Origin of the sequence: Acinetobacter sp. V102_4, assembly GCF_031799005.1 — a bacterium.
In the GTDB taxonomy this organism is placed as follows: domain Bacteria; phylum Pseudomonadota; class Gammaproteobacteria; order Pseudomonadales; family Moraxellaceae; genus Acinetobacter; species Acinetobacter calcoaceticus.
The window spans coordinates 62,127-79,357 of sequence record NZ_JAVQNR010000038.1; the positions used below are offsets into that span (position 1 = coordinate 62,127).

Annotated in this window: 15 protein-coding genes, 1 tRNA gene and 1 pseudogene; 14 read left to right on the forward strand and 3 right to left on the reverse strand. The window is 39.4% G+C overall.

Features of this window, described 5'->3' with window-relative positions:
* Position 1 precedes the first annotated feature (1 nt).
* Positions 2–3,181 carry a multidrug efflux RND transporter permease subunit AdeG gene (gene adeG / locus RMB13_RS09965; protein WP_311085169.1) on the forward strand — a complete coding sequence of 1,060 codons (3,180 nt, stop codon included), beginning with the start codon at positions 2–4 and terminating at the stop codon, positions 3,179–3,181.
* Positions 3,182–3,193: 12 nt separating this feature from the next.
* Complete coding sequence (locus RMB13_RS09970) at positions 3,194–4,669, forward strand: efflux transporter outer membrane subunit (RefSeq protein ID WP_311085170.1); 1,476 nt, start codon at positions 3,194–3,196, stop codon at positions 4,667–4,669.
* Between the two features lie 62 nt (positions 4,670–4,731).
* On the opposite strand, the gene glyA is transcribed toward RMB13_RS09970, so the two are convergent.
* Complete coding sequence (gene glyA, locus RMB13_RS09975; protein WP_311085171.1) at positions 4,732–5,985, reverse strand: serine hydroxymethyltransferase; 1,254 nt, start codon at positions 5,983–5,985, stop codon at positions 4,732–4,734.
* 61 nt (positions 5,986–6,046) lie between these two features.
* Between glyA and RMB13_RS09980 the strand changes: the two are divergent.
* Positions 6,047–6,139: pseudogene (locus tag RMB13_RS09980) on the forward strand (hypothetical protein); the annotation flags it as partial.
* Between the two features lie 92 nt (positions 6,140–6,231).
* On the opposite strand, the gene RMB13_RS09985 reads toward RMB13_RS09980, so the two are convergent.
* Positions 6,232–7,461 (reverse strand): alpha/beta fold hydrolase, encoded by a 1,230-nt coding sequence (locus RMB13_RS09985; protein ID WP_311085172.1) that lies wholly within the window; start codon positions 7,459–7,461, stop codon positions 6,232–6,234.
* A 247-nt stretch (positions 7,462–7,708) separates the two neighbouring features.
* Between RMB13_RS09985 and RMB13_RS09990 the strand changes: the two genes are divergently transcribed.
* The 11 genes from RMB13_RS09990 to RMB13_RS10040 all read left to right on the forward strand — a co-directional run bounded on the left by RMB13_RS09990 (position 7,709) and on the right by RMB13_RS10040 (position 16,869).
* Positions 7,709–8,395: a 3'-5' exonuclease gene (locus tag RMB13_RS09990; protein ID WP_045430094.1), complete on the forward strand. Its 687-nt coding sequence runs from the start codon at positions 7,709–7,711 to the stop codon at positions 8,393–8,395.
* Positions 8,396–8,542: 147 nt separating this feature from the next.
* Positions 8,543–9,175, forward strand: a complete 633-nt coding sequence (locus tag RMB13_RS09995) for a hypothetical protein (RefSeq protein WP_311085173.1) — start codon at positions 8,543–8,545, stop codon at positions 9,173–9,175.
* Between the two features lie 101 nt (positions 9,176–9,276).
* Positions 9,277–9,353 (forward strand) — tRNA-Arg (locus tag RMB13_RS10000).
* A gap of 116 nt (positions 9,354–9,469) precedes the next feature.
* Complete coding sequence (locus RMB13_RS10005) at positions 9,470–10,405, forward strand: ABC transporter ATP-binding protein (protein WP_005039205.1); 936 nt, start codon at positions 9,470–9,472, stop codon at positions 10,403–10,405.
* Positions 10,402–11,175 (forward strand): ABC transporter permease, encoded by a 774-nt coding sequence (locus RMB13_RS10010; protein WP_016137528.1) that lies wholly within the window; start codon positions 10,402–10,404, stop codon positions 11,173–11,175. Before RMB13_RS10005 ends, RMB13_RS10010 begins: the two co-directional genes overlap by 4 nt.
* A complete protein-coding gene (gene queF / locus RMB13_RS10015; RefSeq protein ID WP_004643495.1) occupies positions 11,172–11,984 on the forward strand; it encodes an NADPH-dependent 7-cyano-7-deazaguanine reductase QueF in 813 nt (270 codons plus the stop codon). The genes RMB13_RS10010 and queF overlap by 4 nt, the downstream gene beginning before the upstream one ends.
* A gap of 23 nt (positions 11,985–12,007) precedes the next feature.
* On the forward strand, positions 12,008–12,658 hold the full coding sequence (locus RMB13_RS10020; protein WP_017391955.1) for a hypothetical protein: 651 nt from the start codon (positions 12,008–12,010) through the stop codon (positions 12,656–12,658).
* Between the two features lie 127 nt (positions 12,659–12,785).
* Complete coding sequence (rodA, locus tag RMB13_RS10025; protein ID WP_017391954.1) at positions 12,786–13,928, forward strand: rod shape-determining protein RodA; 1,143 nt, start codon at positions 12,786–12,788, stop codon at positions 13,926–13,928.
* A 19-nt stretch (positions 13,929–13,947) separates the two neighbouring features.
* On the forward strand, positions 13,948–14,949 hold the full coding sequence (mltB, locus tag RMB13_RS10030) for a lytic murein transglycosylase B (protein ID WP_311085174.1): 1,002 nt from the start codon (positions 13,948–13,950) through the stop codon (positions 14,947–14,949).
* Positions 14,950–15,238: 289 nt separating this feature from the next.
* Complete coding sequence (locus RMB13_RS10035; RefSeq protein WP_003650639.1) at positions 15,239–15,850, forward strand: septal ring lytic transglycosylase RlpA family protein; 612 nt, start codon at positions 15,239–15,241, stop codon at positions 15,848–15,850.
* A gap of 569 nt (positions 15,851–16,419) precedes the next feature.
* A complete protein-coding gene (locus RMB13_RS10040; RefSeq protein WP_311085175.1) occupies positions 16,420–16,869 on the forward strand; it encodes an Mpo1-like protein in 450 nt (149 codons plus the stop codon).
* Positions 16,870–16,913: 44 nt separating this feature from the next.
* Here the strand turns inward: RMB13_RS10040 and RMB13_RS10045 are convergent, their stop codons facing one another.
* A complete protein-coding gene (locus RMB13_RS10045; protein WP_311085176.1) occupies positions 16,914–17,231 on the reverse strand; it encodes an AzlD domain-containing protein in 318 nt (105 codons plus the stop codon).

Genomic DNA, 17,231 nt, shown 5'->3' on the forward strand with positions numbered 1-17,231 from the left:
TATGAATATTTCTAAATTCTTTATTGATCGGCCAATCTTTGCTGGTGTTTTATCAGTACTGATTTTACTCGCTGGTCTACTGTCGGTATTCCAGTTACCTATTTCCGAATATCCAGAAGTTGTACCGCCATCTGTGGTTGTGCGTGCTCAATATCCGGGTGCAAACCCCAAAGTAATTGCTGAAACTGTTGCCTCTCCGCTTGAAGAATCGATCAACGGCGTAGAAGACATGCTGTATATGCAATCTCAAGCAAACAGCGACGGTAACTTAACCATTACAGTGAACTTCAAACTCGGTATTGACCCAGATAAAGCTCAACAATTGGTTCAAAACCGTGTGTCTCAGGCAATGCCTCGTTTACCTGAAGATGTACAGCGTTTAGGTGTCACCACCTTAAAAAGTTCTCCCACTTTAACCATGGTGGTACATCTGACCTCTCCAGATAACCGCTATGACATGACTTACTTACGTAACTACGCGGTACTGAACGTAAAAGATCGTTTGGCACGTTTACAAGGTGTAGGTGAAGTTGGTTTATTCGGTTCTGGTGACTACGCTATGCGGGTGTGGTTAGACCCACAAAAAGTAGCGCAACGTAATCTCACAGCCACTGAAATTGTGAATGCAATCCGTGAACAAAATATTCAGGTTGCCGCAGGTACTATTGGTGCGTCACCAACTAATTCACCTGTACAACTTTCAGTGAATGCTCAAGGTCGTTTAACCACTGAGCAAGAATTTGCAGACATTATTTTAAAAACTGCACCCGATGGTGCAGTCACTCGATTGGGCGATGTTGCACGTGTTGAACTTGCAGCATCACAATATGGCCTGCGTTCATTGCTTGATAATAAACAAGCTGTTGCTATTCCAATTTTCCAAGCTCCGGGTGCCAATGCTTTGCAAGTATCCGATCAAGTGCGTAGCACGATGAAGGAGCTTTCAAAGGATTTCCCATCTTCAATTAAATACGACATTGTTTACGACCCAACTCAATTCGTACGCTCTAGTATTAAAGCGGTTGTTCATACCTTGCTTGAAGCGATTGCACTGGTTGTTGTGGTTGTTATTTTATTCTTACAAACATGGCGTGCGTCGATTATTCCATTGCTTGCAGTACCGGTTTCTATTATTGGTACATTTGCACTTATGCTTGCCTTTGGGTATTCCATCAATGCGTTATCACTGTTTGGGATGGTACTTGCCATCGGCATTGTGGTCGATGACGCGATTGTCGTCGTCGAAAATGTCGAGAGGAATATTGAAGCAGGTTTAAGCCCAAGAGATGCAACTTATCGCGCCATGCGAGAAGTGAGTGGTCCAATTATTGCGATTGCCTTAACTCTCGTTGCGGTCTTCGTACCTCTTGCCTTTATGACGGGTTTAACAGGGCAATTTTATAAACAATTTGCCATGACGATTGCCATTTCAACTGTTATTTCGGCATTTAACTCCCTTACGCTCTCTCCTGCTTTAGCAGCCATGCTACTAAAAGGACATGATGCTAAACCTGATGCATTAACACGTCTTATGAACCGTGTATTTGGACGTTTCTTTGCACTGTTTAACCGTGTGTTTACCCGTGCGTCAGACAACTATGGTAAAGGCGTGAGTCGTGTCATTTCTCATAAAGCATCGGCAATGGGTGTTTATGCAGCACTTTTAGGTTTAACCGTTGGTATTTCTTATATTGTTCCGGGTGGCTTTGTTCCCGCCCAAGACAAGCAATACTTGATTAGCTTTGCTCAATTACCAAACGGCGCTTCATTAGATCGTACCGAAACAGTCATTCGTAAAATGAGTGACACCGCACTTAAACAGCCCGGTGTAGAAAGTGCTGTTGCCTTCCCTGGTCTATCCATTAACGGTTTTACCAACAGCTCAAGCGCCGGTATTGTCTTTGTGACCTTAAAGCCATTCGATGAACGTAAGGCCAAAGACTTATCTGCAAATGCAATTGCTGGTGCTCTCAACCAGAAATATTCAGCTATTCAAGATGCCTATATTGCGGTTTTCCCACCGCCACCAGTGATGGGCTTAGGGACCATGGGCGGCTTTAAACTCCAACTCGAAGACCGAGGTGCCTTAGGCTATTCAGCTTTGAACGATGCTGCACAAAACTTTATGAAAGCGGCACAATCAGCCCCTGAACTGGGTCCAATGTTCTCAAGTTATCAAATTAACGTACCTCAGCTGAACGTAGATCTGGACCGTGTAAAAGCCAAACAACAAGGTGTGGCTGTAACCGATGTGTTCAACACCATGCAGATTTATTTAGGCTCTCAGTACGTCAACGACTTTAACCGCTTTGGACGTGTTTATCAGGTTCGAGCGCAAGCTGATGCTCCTTTCCGTGCTAACCCTGAAGATATTTTGCAGCTAAAAACCCGCAACAGTGCTGGGCAAATGGTGCCGTTATCTTCATTGGTGAATGTGACTCAAACTTACGGTCCGGAAATGGTCGTTCGTTATAACGGCTATACCTCAGCGGATATTAATGGTGGCCCTGCACCGGGTTATTCATCTAGCCAAGCTGAAGCTGCTGTTGAACGTATTGCTGCTCAAACCTTACCGCGCGGTATTAAGTTTGAATGGACTGATTTAACTTATCAAAAAATCTTGGCTGGTAATGCAGGACTGTGGGTTTTCCCAATCAGTGTATTACTCGTGTTCTTGGTATTGGCAGCACAATACGAAAGCTTAACTCTGCCTTTAGCTGTGATCCTCATTGTGCCAATGGGAATCTTAGCGGCTCTGACAGGTGTCTGGCTTACGGGTGGAGATAACAACATCTTTACGCAAATTGGCCTGATGGTACTGGTCGGGCTGGCCTGTAAAAATGCCATCTTAATTGTCGAATTTGCAAGGGAACTTGAAATGCAAGGCGCAACTGCATTTAATGCCGCAGTTGAAGCGAGTCGCCTGCGTTTACGCCCAATTTTAATGACTTCTATTGCATTCATTATGGGTGTAGTCCCACTGGTTACCTCAACAGGTGCAGGTTCTGAAATGCGTCATGCCATGGGTATTGCAGTGTTCTTCGGCATGATCGGTGTAACGTTGTTTGGTTTATTCCTCACCCCTGCCTTTTATGTCCTGATTCGTACACTCAACAGCAAACATAAACTGCATTCGGCAGCGGTTCATGAAGCTCCATTAGCTAACCCACATGATCACTAAGGAGGACATTTGATGACATCATCAAAACAAAAATGGTTAGTGTCCTCACTTATGGGAAGCCTGCTCCTTGCAGGCTGCTCATTGGCGCCGGAATATCAACCTGCAAAGGTCATAGTTCCAGTCAAATTTAAAGAGTCTGACCCTAAATTTGAAGACAATAACTGGAAAATTGCCCAACCTGCCGATGCACAATCACGTGGCGAATGGTGGCGTGTTTTTAATGACCCACTGTTAAACGAACTAGAGCAACAAGCAATTGCTGGTAATCAAAACCTTAAAGCTGCTGCTGCCAATATTAAGGCTTCACGTGCGTTACGTTCAGCAGCGCAAGCAGAACGTTTACCAAGTATTAATGCTGGCTTTGGCCCAACTCGCCAAAAACCATCTCCCGCTTCACTGGGTTTAGATGACAATGCCCATACATCTGCACAAACTTTATGGCGTGCTCAAGCGAATGTTTCATATGAGCTCGATTTATTTGGTCGTATCGCCAGTAGTGTCAATGCAGCAACAGCTGATGTACAGCAACAAGAAGCGCTATACCAGTCGGCACTTTTAGCCTTACAAGCAGATGTTGCACAAGGCTATTTTCTAATTCGCCAGCTTGATGCTGAACAAGTAATTTATAATCGCACTATTAAATTACTTGGTGAGACTCGAGATCTAGTTCAAACTCGATTTCGTAATGGTTTAGTCAGTGAATTAGATGTTTCTCGCGCACAGACTGAACTGGCTACAGCCCAAACCAATGCACTAACGATTGCCCGCAATCGGGCCAGTGCAGAACATGCACTTGCTGTTTTACTTGGAAAAACGCCAGCTGACTTCAATCTAGCAGCTCAACCATTAACTGCACACCGCCTCCGTCTGCCAGCAGGCTTACCTTCAGCTTTACTTGAAAGACGACCTGATATTGCTGCCGCCGAGCGTGCTATGGCAGCAGATAATGCGCGTATCGGTATTGCACGCGCTGCTTTCTTCCCGAAACTAGACCTGACAGGTGCACTCGGTTATGAATCCTCAACTTTAGGTGATTTAGGTAAATGGTCGAGCCGTACATTCTTACTTGGTCCAGTCGCAGGCACTATTTTGTCTTTGCCATTATTTGACGGCGGGCAACGTAAGGCTGGAATTGCTCAAGCACGAGCTGCCTATGAAGAAAGCGTTGCAAACTATCGCCAAACTGTATTGAATGCATTTCGTGAAGTCGAAAATGGTTTATCTGATCAAAGAATTCTCGATCAACAAATACAAGCTCAAAACCAAGCACTCTCTTCTTCTCGTCACGCAAATCAGCTTTCTCATTTACGTTATCGAGAAGGTGCTATTAGCTATCTTGATGTAATTGATTCTGACCGTACTATTTTACAACAAGAGCAACTTTCTGCTCAGCTTAATGGCAGCAGAATGATGGCTAGTGTAGATTTAATTCGGGCATTAGGTGGTGGATGGCATGATTCAGATTCATCGGTAAAAACTAAAAGTTAATTCTTACGTAATTAACTAGATATAAAAAAAGCGCCATAGGGCGCTTTTTTTATATCTACAACTTATTGTGCGTATACAGGGAATTTTGCACAAACAGTTTCAACTTTCGCTTTTACGTCAGCAATAACTTTTTCGTCACCTTTGCTGTCAATCACATCAGCGATCCAACCAGCAAGTTCACGTACTTCAGCTTCACCGAAACCACGAGTTGTTACCGCTGGAGTACCGATACGGATACCAGAAGTCACAAATGGAGAACGTGGGTCATTTGGAACTGAGTTTTTATTAACAGTAATGTGAGCAGCACCTAACCAAGCATCTGCTTCTTTACCAGTTACGTCTTGTTTAATTAAAGATAACAAGAATAAGTGGTTGTCAGTACCACCAGAAACAACGTCATAACCACGAGCGATTAATACTTCAGCCATAGCTTGAGCATTTTTCACAACTTGTTGTTGGTAAGCTTTGAAGTCATCAGACATTGCTTCTTTGAAGCAGATTGCTTTAGCAGCAATCGCATGCATCAATGGACCACCTTGGTTACCAGGGAATACAGCTGATTGAAGTTTTTTCTCGATTTCTTCATTCGCTTTCGCAAGGATTAAACCAGAACGTGGACCACGAAGTGTTTTGTGAGTCGTAGTTGTGGTTACATCAGCAATTTGAACTGGGTTTGGATATACATCCGCAGCAACTAAACCTGCAACGTGAGCCATATCAACAAAAAGGTAAGCGCCAACTTTGTCCGCGATGTCACGGAAACGTTGCCAATCTACAACACGGCTGTAAGCAGAGAAACCAGCAACGATCATACGTGGCTTGTGCTCTAATGCTAAACGTTCAACTTCTTCGTAATCGATCTCGCCAGTTTCAGAGTTTAGACCATACTGAACCGCGTTATAAGTTTTACCAGAGAAGCTTACTTTTGCACCGTGAGTCAAGTGACCACCGTGAGCCAAGCTCATACCTAAAACAGTATCGCCTGGGTTAAGAAGTGCTAGATAAACAGCAGAGTTAGCTTGTGAGCCAGCGTGTGGTTGAACGTTTGCGTAATCTGCACCAAAAAGTTCTTTAGCACGATCAATCGCCATTTGCTCAATGATATCCACATATTCGCAACCGCCATAATAGCGTTTACCTGGATAACCTTCTGCATATTTATTCGTAAGTTTTGATCCTTGCGCTTCCATCACAGCAGGAGAGCAATAGTTTTCAGAAGCAATTAACTCGATATGTGCTTCTTGACGCTCACCTTCAGAAGCAATTGCTTGAGCTAATTCTGGATCAAATTCAGAAATGGAAATATTGGCAAACATTAGCGGGGGTCCTATAAAATTAGGGCTTTTAAGCCGTGCTAAGATTGCGACATATTGTAGCATGAACTTTATAATTAAACAGAATGAAGTTAGCTCAGTTTTAAATAAAAATGGCTCAAGTTTTATAAAAAATGAGCCATTGTTTATAAATCAATAAAAAAGCTGGTTTAAAGCTTATATTTTAAAATTTTCCATCGTTAACTTTAGCTTACAATACGGTTAAAAATACTTTAAATATCAATAACTCTATTGTGCTGTTAGCAAAGTCTGAACATTTCCAACAATGTTGTCTACATTACTACTCATTGCCGTATTATGGTCCCAGTTACCAGTCACATAACTATTAATTTTAGTACCTACGACAGTGGCATTAGATATCAAAATATCTGTAGCTACTTTAGGAACTGTTGTATCTGCTAGCCCCTGATAAATGATGATTGGTGTAGATACTTTTGCCTGTAAAGGTTGAGAATCTTTATCTAAGAATGTTTTAACCAAGGGTACTGTCATAAAGTTAGGTTGTGTACGCGTAAAACCATCCAGTGTGCCGCCATGAGTTGCTGCGTAGGTTTGCATATTAACTGCCAAAGCTTGGGCCAATGGTCCCGCACAAATCGTTTCTGCCTGCTGTGCTGTACTTTCTGTTTGTGAAGTAAATACCTGCGAATAATTAAAGCTTGGCTGTGTATTTCGAATACCTGCTGTAACTAACGCAGTATATGTATCAAGCTGTGCATACATCGGAATCTTTTTATCTATAGTTGCATTAGCAACAGCTTGTTCACCTGCAACTAAAATAAAACCTAAATTAGAAGCGGGTGCTACGGCTACTGTACCTTTATAGTCTAGCTGTGCACGACTCGCATATTGTGCAGCACTCAACGCAGCATGTCCCCCTTGGGAATGTCCGACTGTAAGCCATTTTTTTGAAGTTAATAAGTTACGCTGTGATAAATAGTTACGCGTTGCAACCACAGCATCTGTAATTGAGAAAGCCTCACTTTTAACATTTAAAAATGGATGTAGGCCTGAAGTACCTAAACCTTCATAGTCTGGTGCAACAACAACATAACCAGCTGCAAGTAACTTACTAATTAAATCTTTTGTACTGTCTGTTAAAGCTGCTTTACTTGGTGCACAGGCATCTGCAACACCTGTAGTGCCATGTGCCCAGACTACAATTGGCCAACCGCCTGCTGGTGATGGAGTGTTTGGTGTGAATACCAAACTGGTTGCCTGCACCTCTTGCCCACTTTGGCCCAACATTTTATAAGTCAAAATACTACTTTCTGCAGCAACTGATCCTAAGTTGGTACTGGTGTAAGCATCAACTTTAACAACTGGATTTTGTATGTTGTTGGCAGGAGTACCGGATGGATCAACAATCGGTGAGTCATCATCACTACTCCCTCCTCCACAGGCGACTAAAAATAAACTCGTGCTGAGAACGCTGGTCATTAATAGTTTTATTTTCATTGATATATCCCTTAAATTCCATTTTTGTTGTGCTTTAGTTTTTTAATCAACATTTTCCAATGCCTTAAAAATAATTACGCCTAATCTTTATTTTTCGCAAGTTCTATTTGATGAAATTAATCCATGAAAGACTCTATTTTTAATATAAATTGTCATTCTCATCACTTTCTAGTTGCACTTCATGTTTTAAAGTAGATAGCCAACTGTTACCATTCATAGCTACTCGTGATTTTTTAAAGGGCCAAATATGCAAGCCATTATTTTAGATACAGAAACTCATACACTAAATGGTTTGCCTATTGAAATTGCGTATGCCCCGATCGAACTTAATGAAGGCAAACTCACCTTAGATAAAAGCAAATTGTTTGATCAGTTATATCAAGTGGGTGCGCCTATCTCTTATGCTGCGATGGCAGTACACCACATATTAGAAACAGATTTAGAAAACCAGCCTCACTATAAAACGTTTAAATTACCAGAGAGTACGACGTATATTATTGGTCACAATATTGATTACGATATTGCCGCGATTGCTCGTTGCGGCGTTGATGTATCAAATATTAAACCGATTTGTACTTTGGCTTTGGCACGTAAAGTTTGGGCAGATGCAGAGGCTCATAATATCTCAGCACTGATCTATATGATTTCTCAAGGCAGCAGTAAAGCTCGGGAGATGCTTAAAGGTGCTCACCGTGCCGATGCCGATATTATTTTGACTGCTAATATCTTGATGCATATTGTCTATCATTTAAATATTCAAGATATTGAAGAGCTTTACCGAGTTTCTGAAGAAGCACGTATCCCCACTACTGTTAACTTTGGTAAGCATAAAGGCACAGCAATTGCTGAACTTCCTAAAGACTATATTCAATGGCTACTACGCCAAGATGAGCTTGATGTCTATCTTCGCAAAGCATTAGAAAGTGCCTTTTAATATTTTAACCAAATGATATTTATAGATTATTCATCATATTGTCATTTTTAGGTTTTATTGTTAACCCCATTTATATTTTATTAAAAACAGTACTGTTCGACTCACAAGATTGAACAGTCTGATTTATTTTTATATTGGGGAAAAGTAATGGCTGGTTTTTATAGAACCAATTTGGGAAGAGTTGCGCTTCAACAACGCAATATTGTTTTAAATGCAAAACAAAGACGTTTGTTACTATTAATAGACCATGAAGATTTTCAGAACTTAAATGGTGAGTTTAAAAAACGTATTGCATCTCCAGAACTTATTCAACAACTTATAGACTTAAAACTTATTGCCCCAATTGCCTCTACCAAACCCGCTACTAATGAAGAAATTATTTTAAAAACATCAGCCATAAATAAAGTAGAAGAAAATCAAAAAGAATCTGTTGATAGTTCTATACTGCATTCCCCTCATCTTGTTGGAGAAATCCAGCTTTCCGAGCAAAAAACTTTAGATCAGCCCAGTACTACATATTTTCAACCAGTAATATCTTCTGAGGCTCTTTCTTTCGAAGAAATACAACAGTTAATGATAAAAACACTTAGCAGCTATTGCGGACTAATGACTAAACCGCTTGTTCAAAAAATAGAGAAAACTGCAACAATACAAGAGCTTAAATTATGTCAAATGCAATGGATTACTAATTTACAAGAATCACGCATTCCCCCTCAAGAACTTGCAAGAGCTTTACGTACAATTAACTATTCAATTCAGCTTCTGTCACAAAGCATATAAAATATTGAACAACTTGCTGTTTAATTAAGCATTAAAATCACTTGGCATGTATTTCGTGCTTTACCTGCAAGTGTTTTTTTCCTATGATGTGCCCCACACATGCGCTCGTAGCTCAGTTGGATAGAGTACAGGTTTCCGAAACCTGGGGTCGTGGGTTCGATCCCCGCCGGGCGCACCAGCTTTTATATAATAATTTCTCAATTTATCTTAATTTTATAAAATTCCGACTATTTTACTTGGTTTATTAATCATTATCGCTCAAAATATACCCCTCTTTCATAATGTGAGAATTTCATGACTGATGCTTTGGTTTTAAGAGATTTGTCCAAAACATATCGTAATGGTTTTCAGGCGTTAAAAGGTATTAACCTCACTGTGCCTGAAGGTGAATTTTATGCGTTGTTAGGCCCGAATGGTGCCGGCAAATCAACAACCATTGGTATTATCAGCTCCCTCACAAAAAAAACCTCAGGAACAGTTGAGATTTTTGGGCACAATCTTGATACCCATCCATCTCTGGCAAAACAGCAGCTTGGTGTCGTTCCTCAAGAATTTAACTTCGGGCAGTTTGAAAAAACATTCGATATTTTAGTCACTCAAGCTGGCTATTACGGTATCCATAAAAAGATTGCAGAAAAACGTGCCGAACATTATTTAGAAAAACTCGGTTTGTGGGAAAAACGTAATATACAAGCACGTATGCTGTCTGGTGGTATGAAGCGCCGTCTGATGATTGCCCGTGCCATGATGCATGAGCCTAAACTTCTTATTCTAGATGAACCTACTGCGGGTGTAGATATTGAATTACGCCGTTCTATGTGGGACTTTCTGACTGAAATGAACGAAAGCGGTACTTCTATTATTTTAACGACCCACTATTTAGAAGAAGCAGAAATGTTGTGTCGTCGCATTGCGATTATTGACCGCGGTGTAATTAAAGAAGATACCAGCATGAAGAGCTTCCTTAATCAGCTCAATGAAGAATCATTTATCTTCGATTTAGCTGAGCCGATTGGACCGCTCCAGTTAAACATTATTGGTGTCAAGTTCAACTTAATTGATAGTAATACTTTAGAAGTAACGATGGATAGAGCGCATACATTGAATGACCTATTCCAGTTATTAGAATCTCAAGGTATTCGTGTTAACAGTATGCGTAATAAATCGAACCGTTTAGAAGAGTTATTTGTCAAAATGGTCGAGAAAAATCTTGAAGGAGAGGCAAAATGAATTTTAGCCAACTGCAAATTGCTCTCTGGACCATCGTTCGTAAAGAAGTACGCCGTTTTCTACGCATTTGGCCACAAACCTTATTACCACCAGCAATTACAATGAGTTTGTACTTTGTCATTTTTGGTAATTTGGTTGGTTCACGCATTGGACAAATGGGTGGCGTGAGCTATATGCAATTTATTGTGCCTGGCTTAATTATGATGGCGGTCATTACTAATAGTTATGCCAACGTGTCTTCCAGTTTCTTTAGCGTAAAATTCCAAAAAAGCATTGAAGAACTCATCATGAGTCCTGTGCCACTACATATTATTTTGTGGGGCTATGTGATTGGTGGTATTTGCCGTGGTGTATTAGTTGGCACAATTGTAACTGCAATGAGCATGTTCTTTACTGACCTTTTCATACACAACTGGTTCGTAACTATATATACAGTCTTAATTACTTCGGTTCTTTTCTCATTAGGTGGTTTTATTAATGCAGTCTATGCAAAATCATTTGATGATATTTCTATTATTCCAACCTTTGTTCTTACACCCTTAACTTATTTAGGTGGTGTATTTTATGCCATTAGTTCCCTTGGTCCTTTTTGGCAAAAACTTTCTTTAATTAACCCTATTGTTTATATGGTTAATGCTTTCCGTTTCGGCATTTTAGGTCATAGCGATGTGAATGTTTCATTCTCTTTAATCATTGTGACATCATGCTGTGTTGTACTTTACGGAATTGCTTACTATTTACTTGCTCGTGGTTCAGGAATGCGTGAATGAGTGTCGAACAGTCTTTATTGGGTAAAGAAACCCAATATCCAACTAACTATCAACCTGATGTTTTATTTCCAATTGCCCGTGCTCAGTCTCGTGAAGCCTACTCGCATATTGAAGGCATCACACAAGGTAAAGATTGGTGGCATGTTTTTGAAATTTCATGGTTAAACGCTCATGCTATCCCGCAAGTTGCTATTGGCAGAATTACGCTACCTGCATCTTCACCGAATTTGATTGAATCTAAGTCATTAAAACTTTACTTCAATAGTCTTAACTTCACTCAGTTTGAGTCTAAACAATCATTTATTGAAACTGTTGAAAAAGACCTCTCGGCGGCGGCAGGTGCAAAAGTTGAGTTAACCCTATTTCAAGTAGATGATTTAGAGATTTCTAAGCCTCAAGGCATTTGTGTTGATGACCTCACTCCAGAGCGTTTAGAGCAGCATCCTGATGCCACTCTTTTAAAACTCGATGATTCTGGTGAAGAAGTCGAAGTTGAATTGTATTCTCATCTTTTAAGAAGTAACTGCCCAGTCACCGGACAACCGGATTGGGGTACAGTTTTTATTCGTTTTAAAGGCAAAAAACCTTGTTATCGTAGTGTTTTAGCTTATATTATCTCGTACCGTCAGCATAACGGCTTTCACGAACAGTGTGTTGAGCAGATCTTTGCCGATATTTGGCAAAATCTACAGCCTGAAAAGCTGATGGTTTATGCAACTTATACTCGTCGCGGCGGACTTGATATTAACCCTTGCCGAGTATCGGATCTTTCATGGATGCCAAAACCGATTCGATTGGCACGACAATAAAACGAATAATTTGAGGATATACCATGCCGTTTTTTGGTTTTACCCCTTCTGAAGGCTTATTGAACGATATGCAGACTGGAATTGCGAATAAAAATTCTAGTGAACCTTTATATCCACTTCGCGATAAGATTGCTTTACAACTTAATGAAGAAATTATTGATAATGTCTTGATTCAGTTAGTTCAACATTTTCCTGCAAGTGAAAAGCGTGATACTGCCGAAAAACTAGCAGGTTATGTCAAATCAACCGTTGCTGTTCTTTTAAAGCAATTGTTAAGCAAAGCACCTAACGATGTAGTTAAACAGTCAGTTGAGTTCTCTGAAAAAAGCTTATTTAAAGACCCACAAGGTCAATATAAAGTAGGCGTAAATTTAGATGCAGGTTTAGTGACTAACCTTAAGCATAACTTTACTGAGCTTGAAGCCGGCAATGACATTAATAAAGCTGCTTTAGCTGAATTATATAAACAATTCGGCGATGCGATGATCAAACACTTCATGTCTGATTTTAATAAAACATTAGACCTCGGTATGATCAAACGTAAAGCAGCAGATATTGGTGCAGCAGCCGTAACAAAAGCTGTTCACATTGCAATCGACAAACTGATCCCAAGCTTAAATCGCACTGAACTTAAAGCGATGGCTGAATACCATGATGGTCTATTCTTTAACTAATAAAAAATAGACTATCGGAAACCTAGCGAGAGCTAGGTTTTTTTATTGCAAAATATTGATATACATTGCCATTCACCACGTTTATGTTAGCATGCGCCAAGCACTGATTGACCTTAGTTAACGCCGCATGTCTCCTAGCCCACAATATAAATTTTTACGCCAAGCTCCTCGAGATGGTCTTAGCACCGCTATGCAACCATCAAAGTGGCAACAGCTCCATGTTGACCCTTGGTTATGCCTATTTCTGCTCTTAAATGCTTTATTAGGTTTAACCGTACTATATAGTGCTTCTGCACAAGATGTAGGGTTAGTGAGTAAACAAGCCATGAGTTTTGGTATTGGCTTTTTAGTTATGTTTGGTCTAGCCCAAATTCCGCCCAAGGTCTATCAAGCTTTTTCTCCATATTTTTATTTATTTGGCTTATTTTCACTTGTGGCAGTCATGGTGTTTGGCGAAGTCCGAATGGGTGCTCAGCGCTGGATTGATATTCCCGGTTTCGGAAGTGTCCAACCCAGTGAGTTCATGAAAATCGGTATGCCCATGATGGTTGCATGGTTTTTAGCACGTAAACCCCTTCCCCCTAGCTTTTCACAAGTTGTTTTATCATTAATGTTAATTGGTATTCCTTTTTTACTAATTGCAGAACAACCCGATTTAGGGACATCAGTGTTAGTGCTAGCAAGTGGCATATTTGTTTTATTTTTAAGTGGACTATCATGGCGTATGATCGGTGCCGCAGTAGCTTGCGCTGCGATTATCATTCCGATTGCTTGGGAATTTCTTTTACACGACTATCAACGTCAAAGGGTTTTAACCTTGCTTGACCCAGAGGCTGATGCGCTCGGTACAGGTTGGAATATTATTCAATCTAAAACTGCGATTGGTTCTGGTGGTTTTTCGGGTAAAGGATTTCTTGAAGGAACTCAATCACATTTGCACTTTTTACCCGAAGGTCATACCGACTTTATTATTGCTGCGTATTCCGAAGAATTTGGGCTCATCGGTGTACTTATTTTAGTTATTCTTTATTTTGCTATTATTTTTAGAACATTCCAAATCGGCTTACAAAGCTTCCATAACTATGGACGTTTAGTTGCTGGCGCCTTTGGTTTGTCTTTTTTTGTTTATGTATTTGTAAATGCGGGAATGGTCAGTGGTATTTTACCTGTAGTAGGTGTTCCTTTACCTTTTATGAGTTATGGTGGAACAGCTATTATTACTTTAATGGCCACCTTTGGTTTAGTCATGTCCATTCATACACATCGATAATCTGGAATTTTAAAACGATATGTTGTCTCAACACTTAAATAAAACTTTAAAAATGCTTGCTTTGTGTACTGGTTTAATCAGTACAAGTCACTTCGCTCAGGCCAACGATTTTGCAACACATCCTGATTATGTAAATTTTAAACACAAAACGATGAGCGCTTATGGGTTAAGTGGCGATCAAGTTGATGCAGCCATGAATGGTGCAAAAAATTTACCAAACATTCTAAATATTATGACTCGTCCAGGGGAAAGCAAACCTTGGTATGACTATCGTTCTATGTTTTTGGTTGAAGGGACAATTCAACGTGGCGTCCGTTTTAAAAACCAATATGCAGATGCTTTAAATCGCGCTGAACAACAATATGGTGTATCTCAAGCTGTCATTTTGGGTATTTTGGGTGTTGAGACAGGTTATGGCGCGAATAAAGGTTCTTTTATTACACGTGATGCCTTAGCCACACTTGCTTTTGGCTACCCTCGCCGCGCTGAATATTTTGGTGATGAACTCGCCGCTCTTATTGCATGGACCTATAAGGAAGGTTCCCCAACAAGTAGTATTGTAGGTTCCTATGCAGGTGCAATTGGCTATCCACAGTTTATGCCGAGCAATATTAGTAAATATGGGGTCGATTATGACGGTAACGGTCATATCGATTTAAGAAACTCTGCAGAAGATGCAATCGGTTCAATCGCAAACTACTTAGCAAAACAAGGATGGCAACGCGATCAACCTATCGGCTTTATGGCGCGTTACACGGGATCAAATCCGGAAAGTATTATTGCTAAAGATTTAACTCAGCCTTTTCCATATGGTGCATTAAAGACACTAGGCATCTCACCATTAAATCCTTTAGTTAAAATTGATGATCTGGATATGGTAAATGTTATTCAATTACAAGACTATAATGGTCCGATTTACTATTTAACTTACCCAAATTTTCAAGTAATTACGACCTATAATAAGAGCCGTATGTATGCGACTGCTGTATGGTTATTAGGCACTGAAGTGGCTAGCCGATAGGCTAGCTTTTTTATGAGTTATGTAAAAGTCAATAAATATTTTTGTTAAATAGATCACAATACGCACAAATTTAATATCTTGTTACACTTTTGATTATTTTTTAACCCAGAACTGTAAGTTTTTGCCCTTTTTGTAACGATTTCTCGTTAAAGACTAGACACTCTCCGTAAGCGATGAATATTATCCACCCCAATGTAGCAATTGCAAAAGTGAATAATCAGACATGTTCACTTTAAATTTCAGTCAATCGCTGAAAGAAAAAAGTACATGTTCTCAGGAGTTTATACAAATGCAGTTATCGCTGAAATACGTTCTTGCACTGACGGCTAGTTTAAGCATGGCCCCATTGCATGCTGAAATGGTGCAATCATCATCATTAAATAGTGATGTAGATGGCTCTAATTTAGCAGCTCGTGTATTGAGTAAAGATACTCAAAATTTTAATTCTCGTTTTTCTAACATTAACAGTCTTTCAATCACTGAACGTTCTGGCGATCAAATCCGTCGTCAAGCGATCGCAGCAAAAATTGAAATCCCTGAAGATGAGCCTTCAGTGATTGAAAAACTTAACACAGTAGCTTCAAACACTGTTCGTAAGTTTAGCCAAACTGGCATGGCTTCATGGTATGGTCGTCAATTCCATGGACGCAAAACAGCAAGTGGTGACACATTCGATATGAATGCTCTCACTGCTGCTCACCGTAGCCTACCATTAAACTGTTACATCCGAGTAACTAACAAAGACAATGGTAAAAGTGTGGTTGTAAAAGTAAATGACCGTGGTCCTTTCCATGGCAATCGTGTACTTGACCTATCATACGGTGCAGCTAAACGTCTTGGCATTACCAATGCTGGAACTGCAAAAGTAAATATTGAACGTGTTGATGGTCCAACTTCATAAGTTATAGCCTCTAGAGTTCATGTAAAAAGCCGCAATTTTTTCTGCGGCTTTTTTATGTTTTAAACTATAAAATAATTTCTAACTTAGGTTTAAAAAATTATCTTTTTTAGCCCTTCTCCACCCTTAAATTTGAATATTTTTTACACAAAAAAGTACGTTTATCTTATCCAAGCTTATTTTGCTTCTAAATTGCGTTTAGAGCGACTTTATTAAATTTACGCTACCCTAGTACCATTTTTATAAAATTAAGGCTAATTATGGCGTTTTTAGAGTAGATAACTAGAGCTTTTTCATGCAATTTTCCCACCTATCTCAAAATCACATTTTTTTTGATGATTTCATCATCTAGCAACCTATAAAAAATATTCTGAAATATTGCATCATTCTCAACGTTACATTGAGTACTTTTTCTACCACCCAGACATTACGTTTTTCTCATGTTCTTTTTAAATCTTTATTGCCAAGTTTCTATAGTTGAATAATACCGGTTTCTTGTCGCCCACCTTAAGAACAGGATAAAATATACTCAGAAAAAATAAATCAAAGCTAAAACAAGGAGTGTGCCATTAATGAAATCCATTACAGAATGGTTTGATAAATATAGCGAAAGCCATCAAAACCCAACAAACAAGCAAATTCACTGGCTCTGCGTTCCTGCCATTTTATTTTCTATTATTGGAATCATTGCCCATTTCAGCGCTTTACTCACAGCTCTATTACTTGTACTGACTCTCGTATTTTATGCACGTTTAGATCTTGTACTTGCTATTGCAATGGCTGCTTTACTGGTTGTTATGGCGTGGCTCATTTACACCCTACCTGTAGGAGTAGGATTTTATATCGCTATTTTTGTGGTTGCTTGGGTCGGACAATTTTATGGCCATAAAATCGAGGGCAAAAAACCATCTTTTTTTAAAGATTTACAATTTCTACTAATTGGACCAGTTTGGTGCATGGATGCCTATCTAGGAAAAATCTTACCTAAATGGAAAAGCAGACAAAAACATGCTCTTTCCTAATTATTAAATTAAAGCTGGATCATCTCGATTCAGCTTTTTACATTTTACTGATTTATTAGAAAATTTATAAAATAGAAAAAAACCAAACTAGTGACAACACTTAAAAGTACTCTTTTTAGATAAATGGAAATCACAATACAAAAGATTGCTGCATAAATATAAGAATTATCTAAAACTCCTTTTAAATTATCGCCATCAAAAAAAACAACCGGAATACAAATTGCTGTTAATAAACAGGGAGCAGAATAATTAAGCATCTTATTCATAATGAGAGGTAGTTTAATTTTAACGTTAGGCTCTAAAAAATAATAACGATTAAAAAAGACGATTGCTGCCAAGCCTAAAATCATGAACCAAGACAT

What these genes read in the sequence shown, in the direction of transcription:
- adeG (WP_311085169.1), top strand. Translation starts at nt 2, where the DNA reads ATGAATATTTCTAAATTCTTTATTGATCGGCCAATCTTTGCTGGTGTT.
- RMB13_RS09970 (WP_311085170.1), top strand. Translation starts at nt 3,194, where the DNA reads ATGACATCATCAAAACAAAAATGGTTAGTGTCCTCACTTATGGGAAGC.
- glyA (WP_311085171.1), bottom strand. Translation starts at nt 5,985, where the DNA reads ATGTTTGCCAATATTTCCATTTCTGAATTTGATCCAGAATTAGCTCAA.
- RMB13_RS09985 (WP_311085172.1), bottom strand. Translation starts at nt 7,461, where the DNA reads ATGAAAATAAAACTATTAATGACCAGCGTTCTCAGCACGAGTTTATTT.
- RMB13_RS09990 (WP_045430094.1), top strand. Translation starts at nt 7,709, where the DNA reads ATGCAAGCCATTATTTTAGATACAGAAACTCATACACTAAATGGTTTG.
- RMB13_RS09995 (WP_311085173.1), top strand. Translation starts at nt 8,543, where the DNA reads ATGGCTGGTTTTTATAGAACCAATTTGGGAAGAGTTGCGCTTCAACAA.
- RMB13_RS10005 (WP_005039205.1), top strand. Translation starts at nt 9,470, where the DNA reads ATGACTGATGCTTTGGTTTTAAGAGATTTGTCCAAAACATATCGTAAT.
- RMB13_RS10010 (WP_016137528.1), top strand. Translation starts at nt 10,402, where the DNA reads ATGAATTTTAGCCAACTGCAAATTGCTCTCTGGACCATCGTTCGTAAA.
- queF (WP_004643495.1), top strand. Translation starts at nt 11,172, where the DNA reads ATGAGTGTCGAACAGTCTTTATTGGGTAAAGAAACCCAATATCCAACT.
- RMB13_RS10020 (WP_017391955.1), top strand. Translation starts at nt 12,008, where the DNA reads ATGCCGTTTTTTGGTTTTACCCCTTCTGAAGGCTTATTGAACGATATG.
- rodA (WP_017391954.1), top strand. Translation starts at nt 12,786, where the DNA reads ATGTCTCCTAGCCCACAATATAAATTTTTACGCCAAGCTCCTCGAGAT.
- mltB (WP_311085174.1), top strand. Translation starts at nt 13,948, where the DNA reads ATGTTGTCTCAACACTTAAATAAAACTTTAAAAATGCTTGCTTTGTGT.
- RMB13_RS10035 (WP_003650639.1), top strand. Translation starts at nt 15,239, where the DNA reads ATGCAGTTATCGCTGAAATACGTTCTTGCACTGACGGCTAGTTTAAGC.
- RMB13_RS10040 (WP_311085175.1), top strand. Translation starts at nt 16,420, where the DNA reads ATGAAATCCATTACAGAATGGTTTGATAAATATAGCGAAAGCCATCAA.
- RMB13_RS10045 (WP_311085176.1), bottom strand. Translation starts at nt 17,231, where the DNA reads ATGTCTTGGTTCATGATTTTAGGCTTGGCAGCAATCGTCTTTTTTAAT.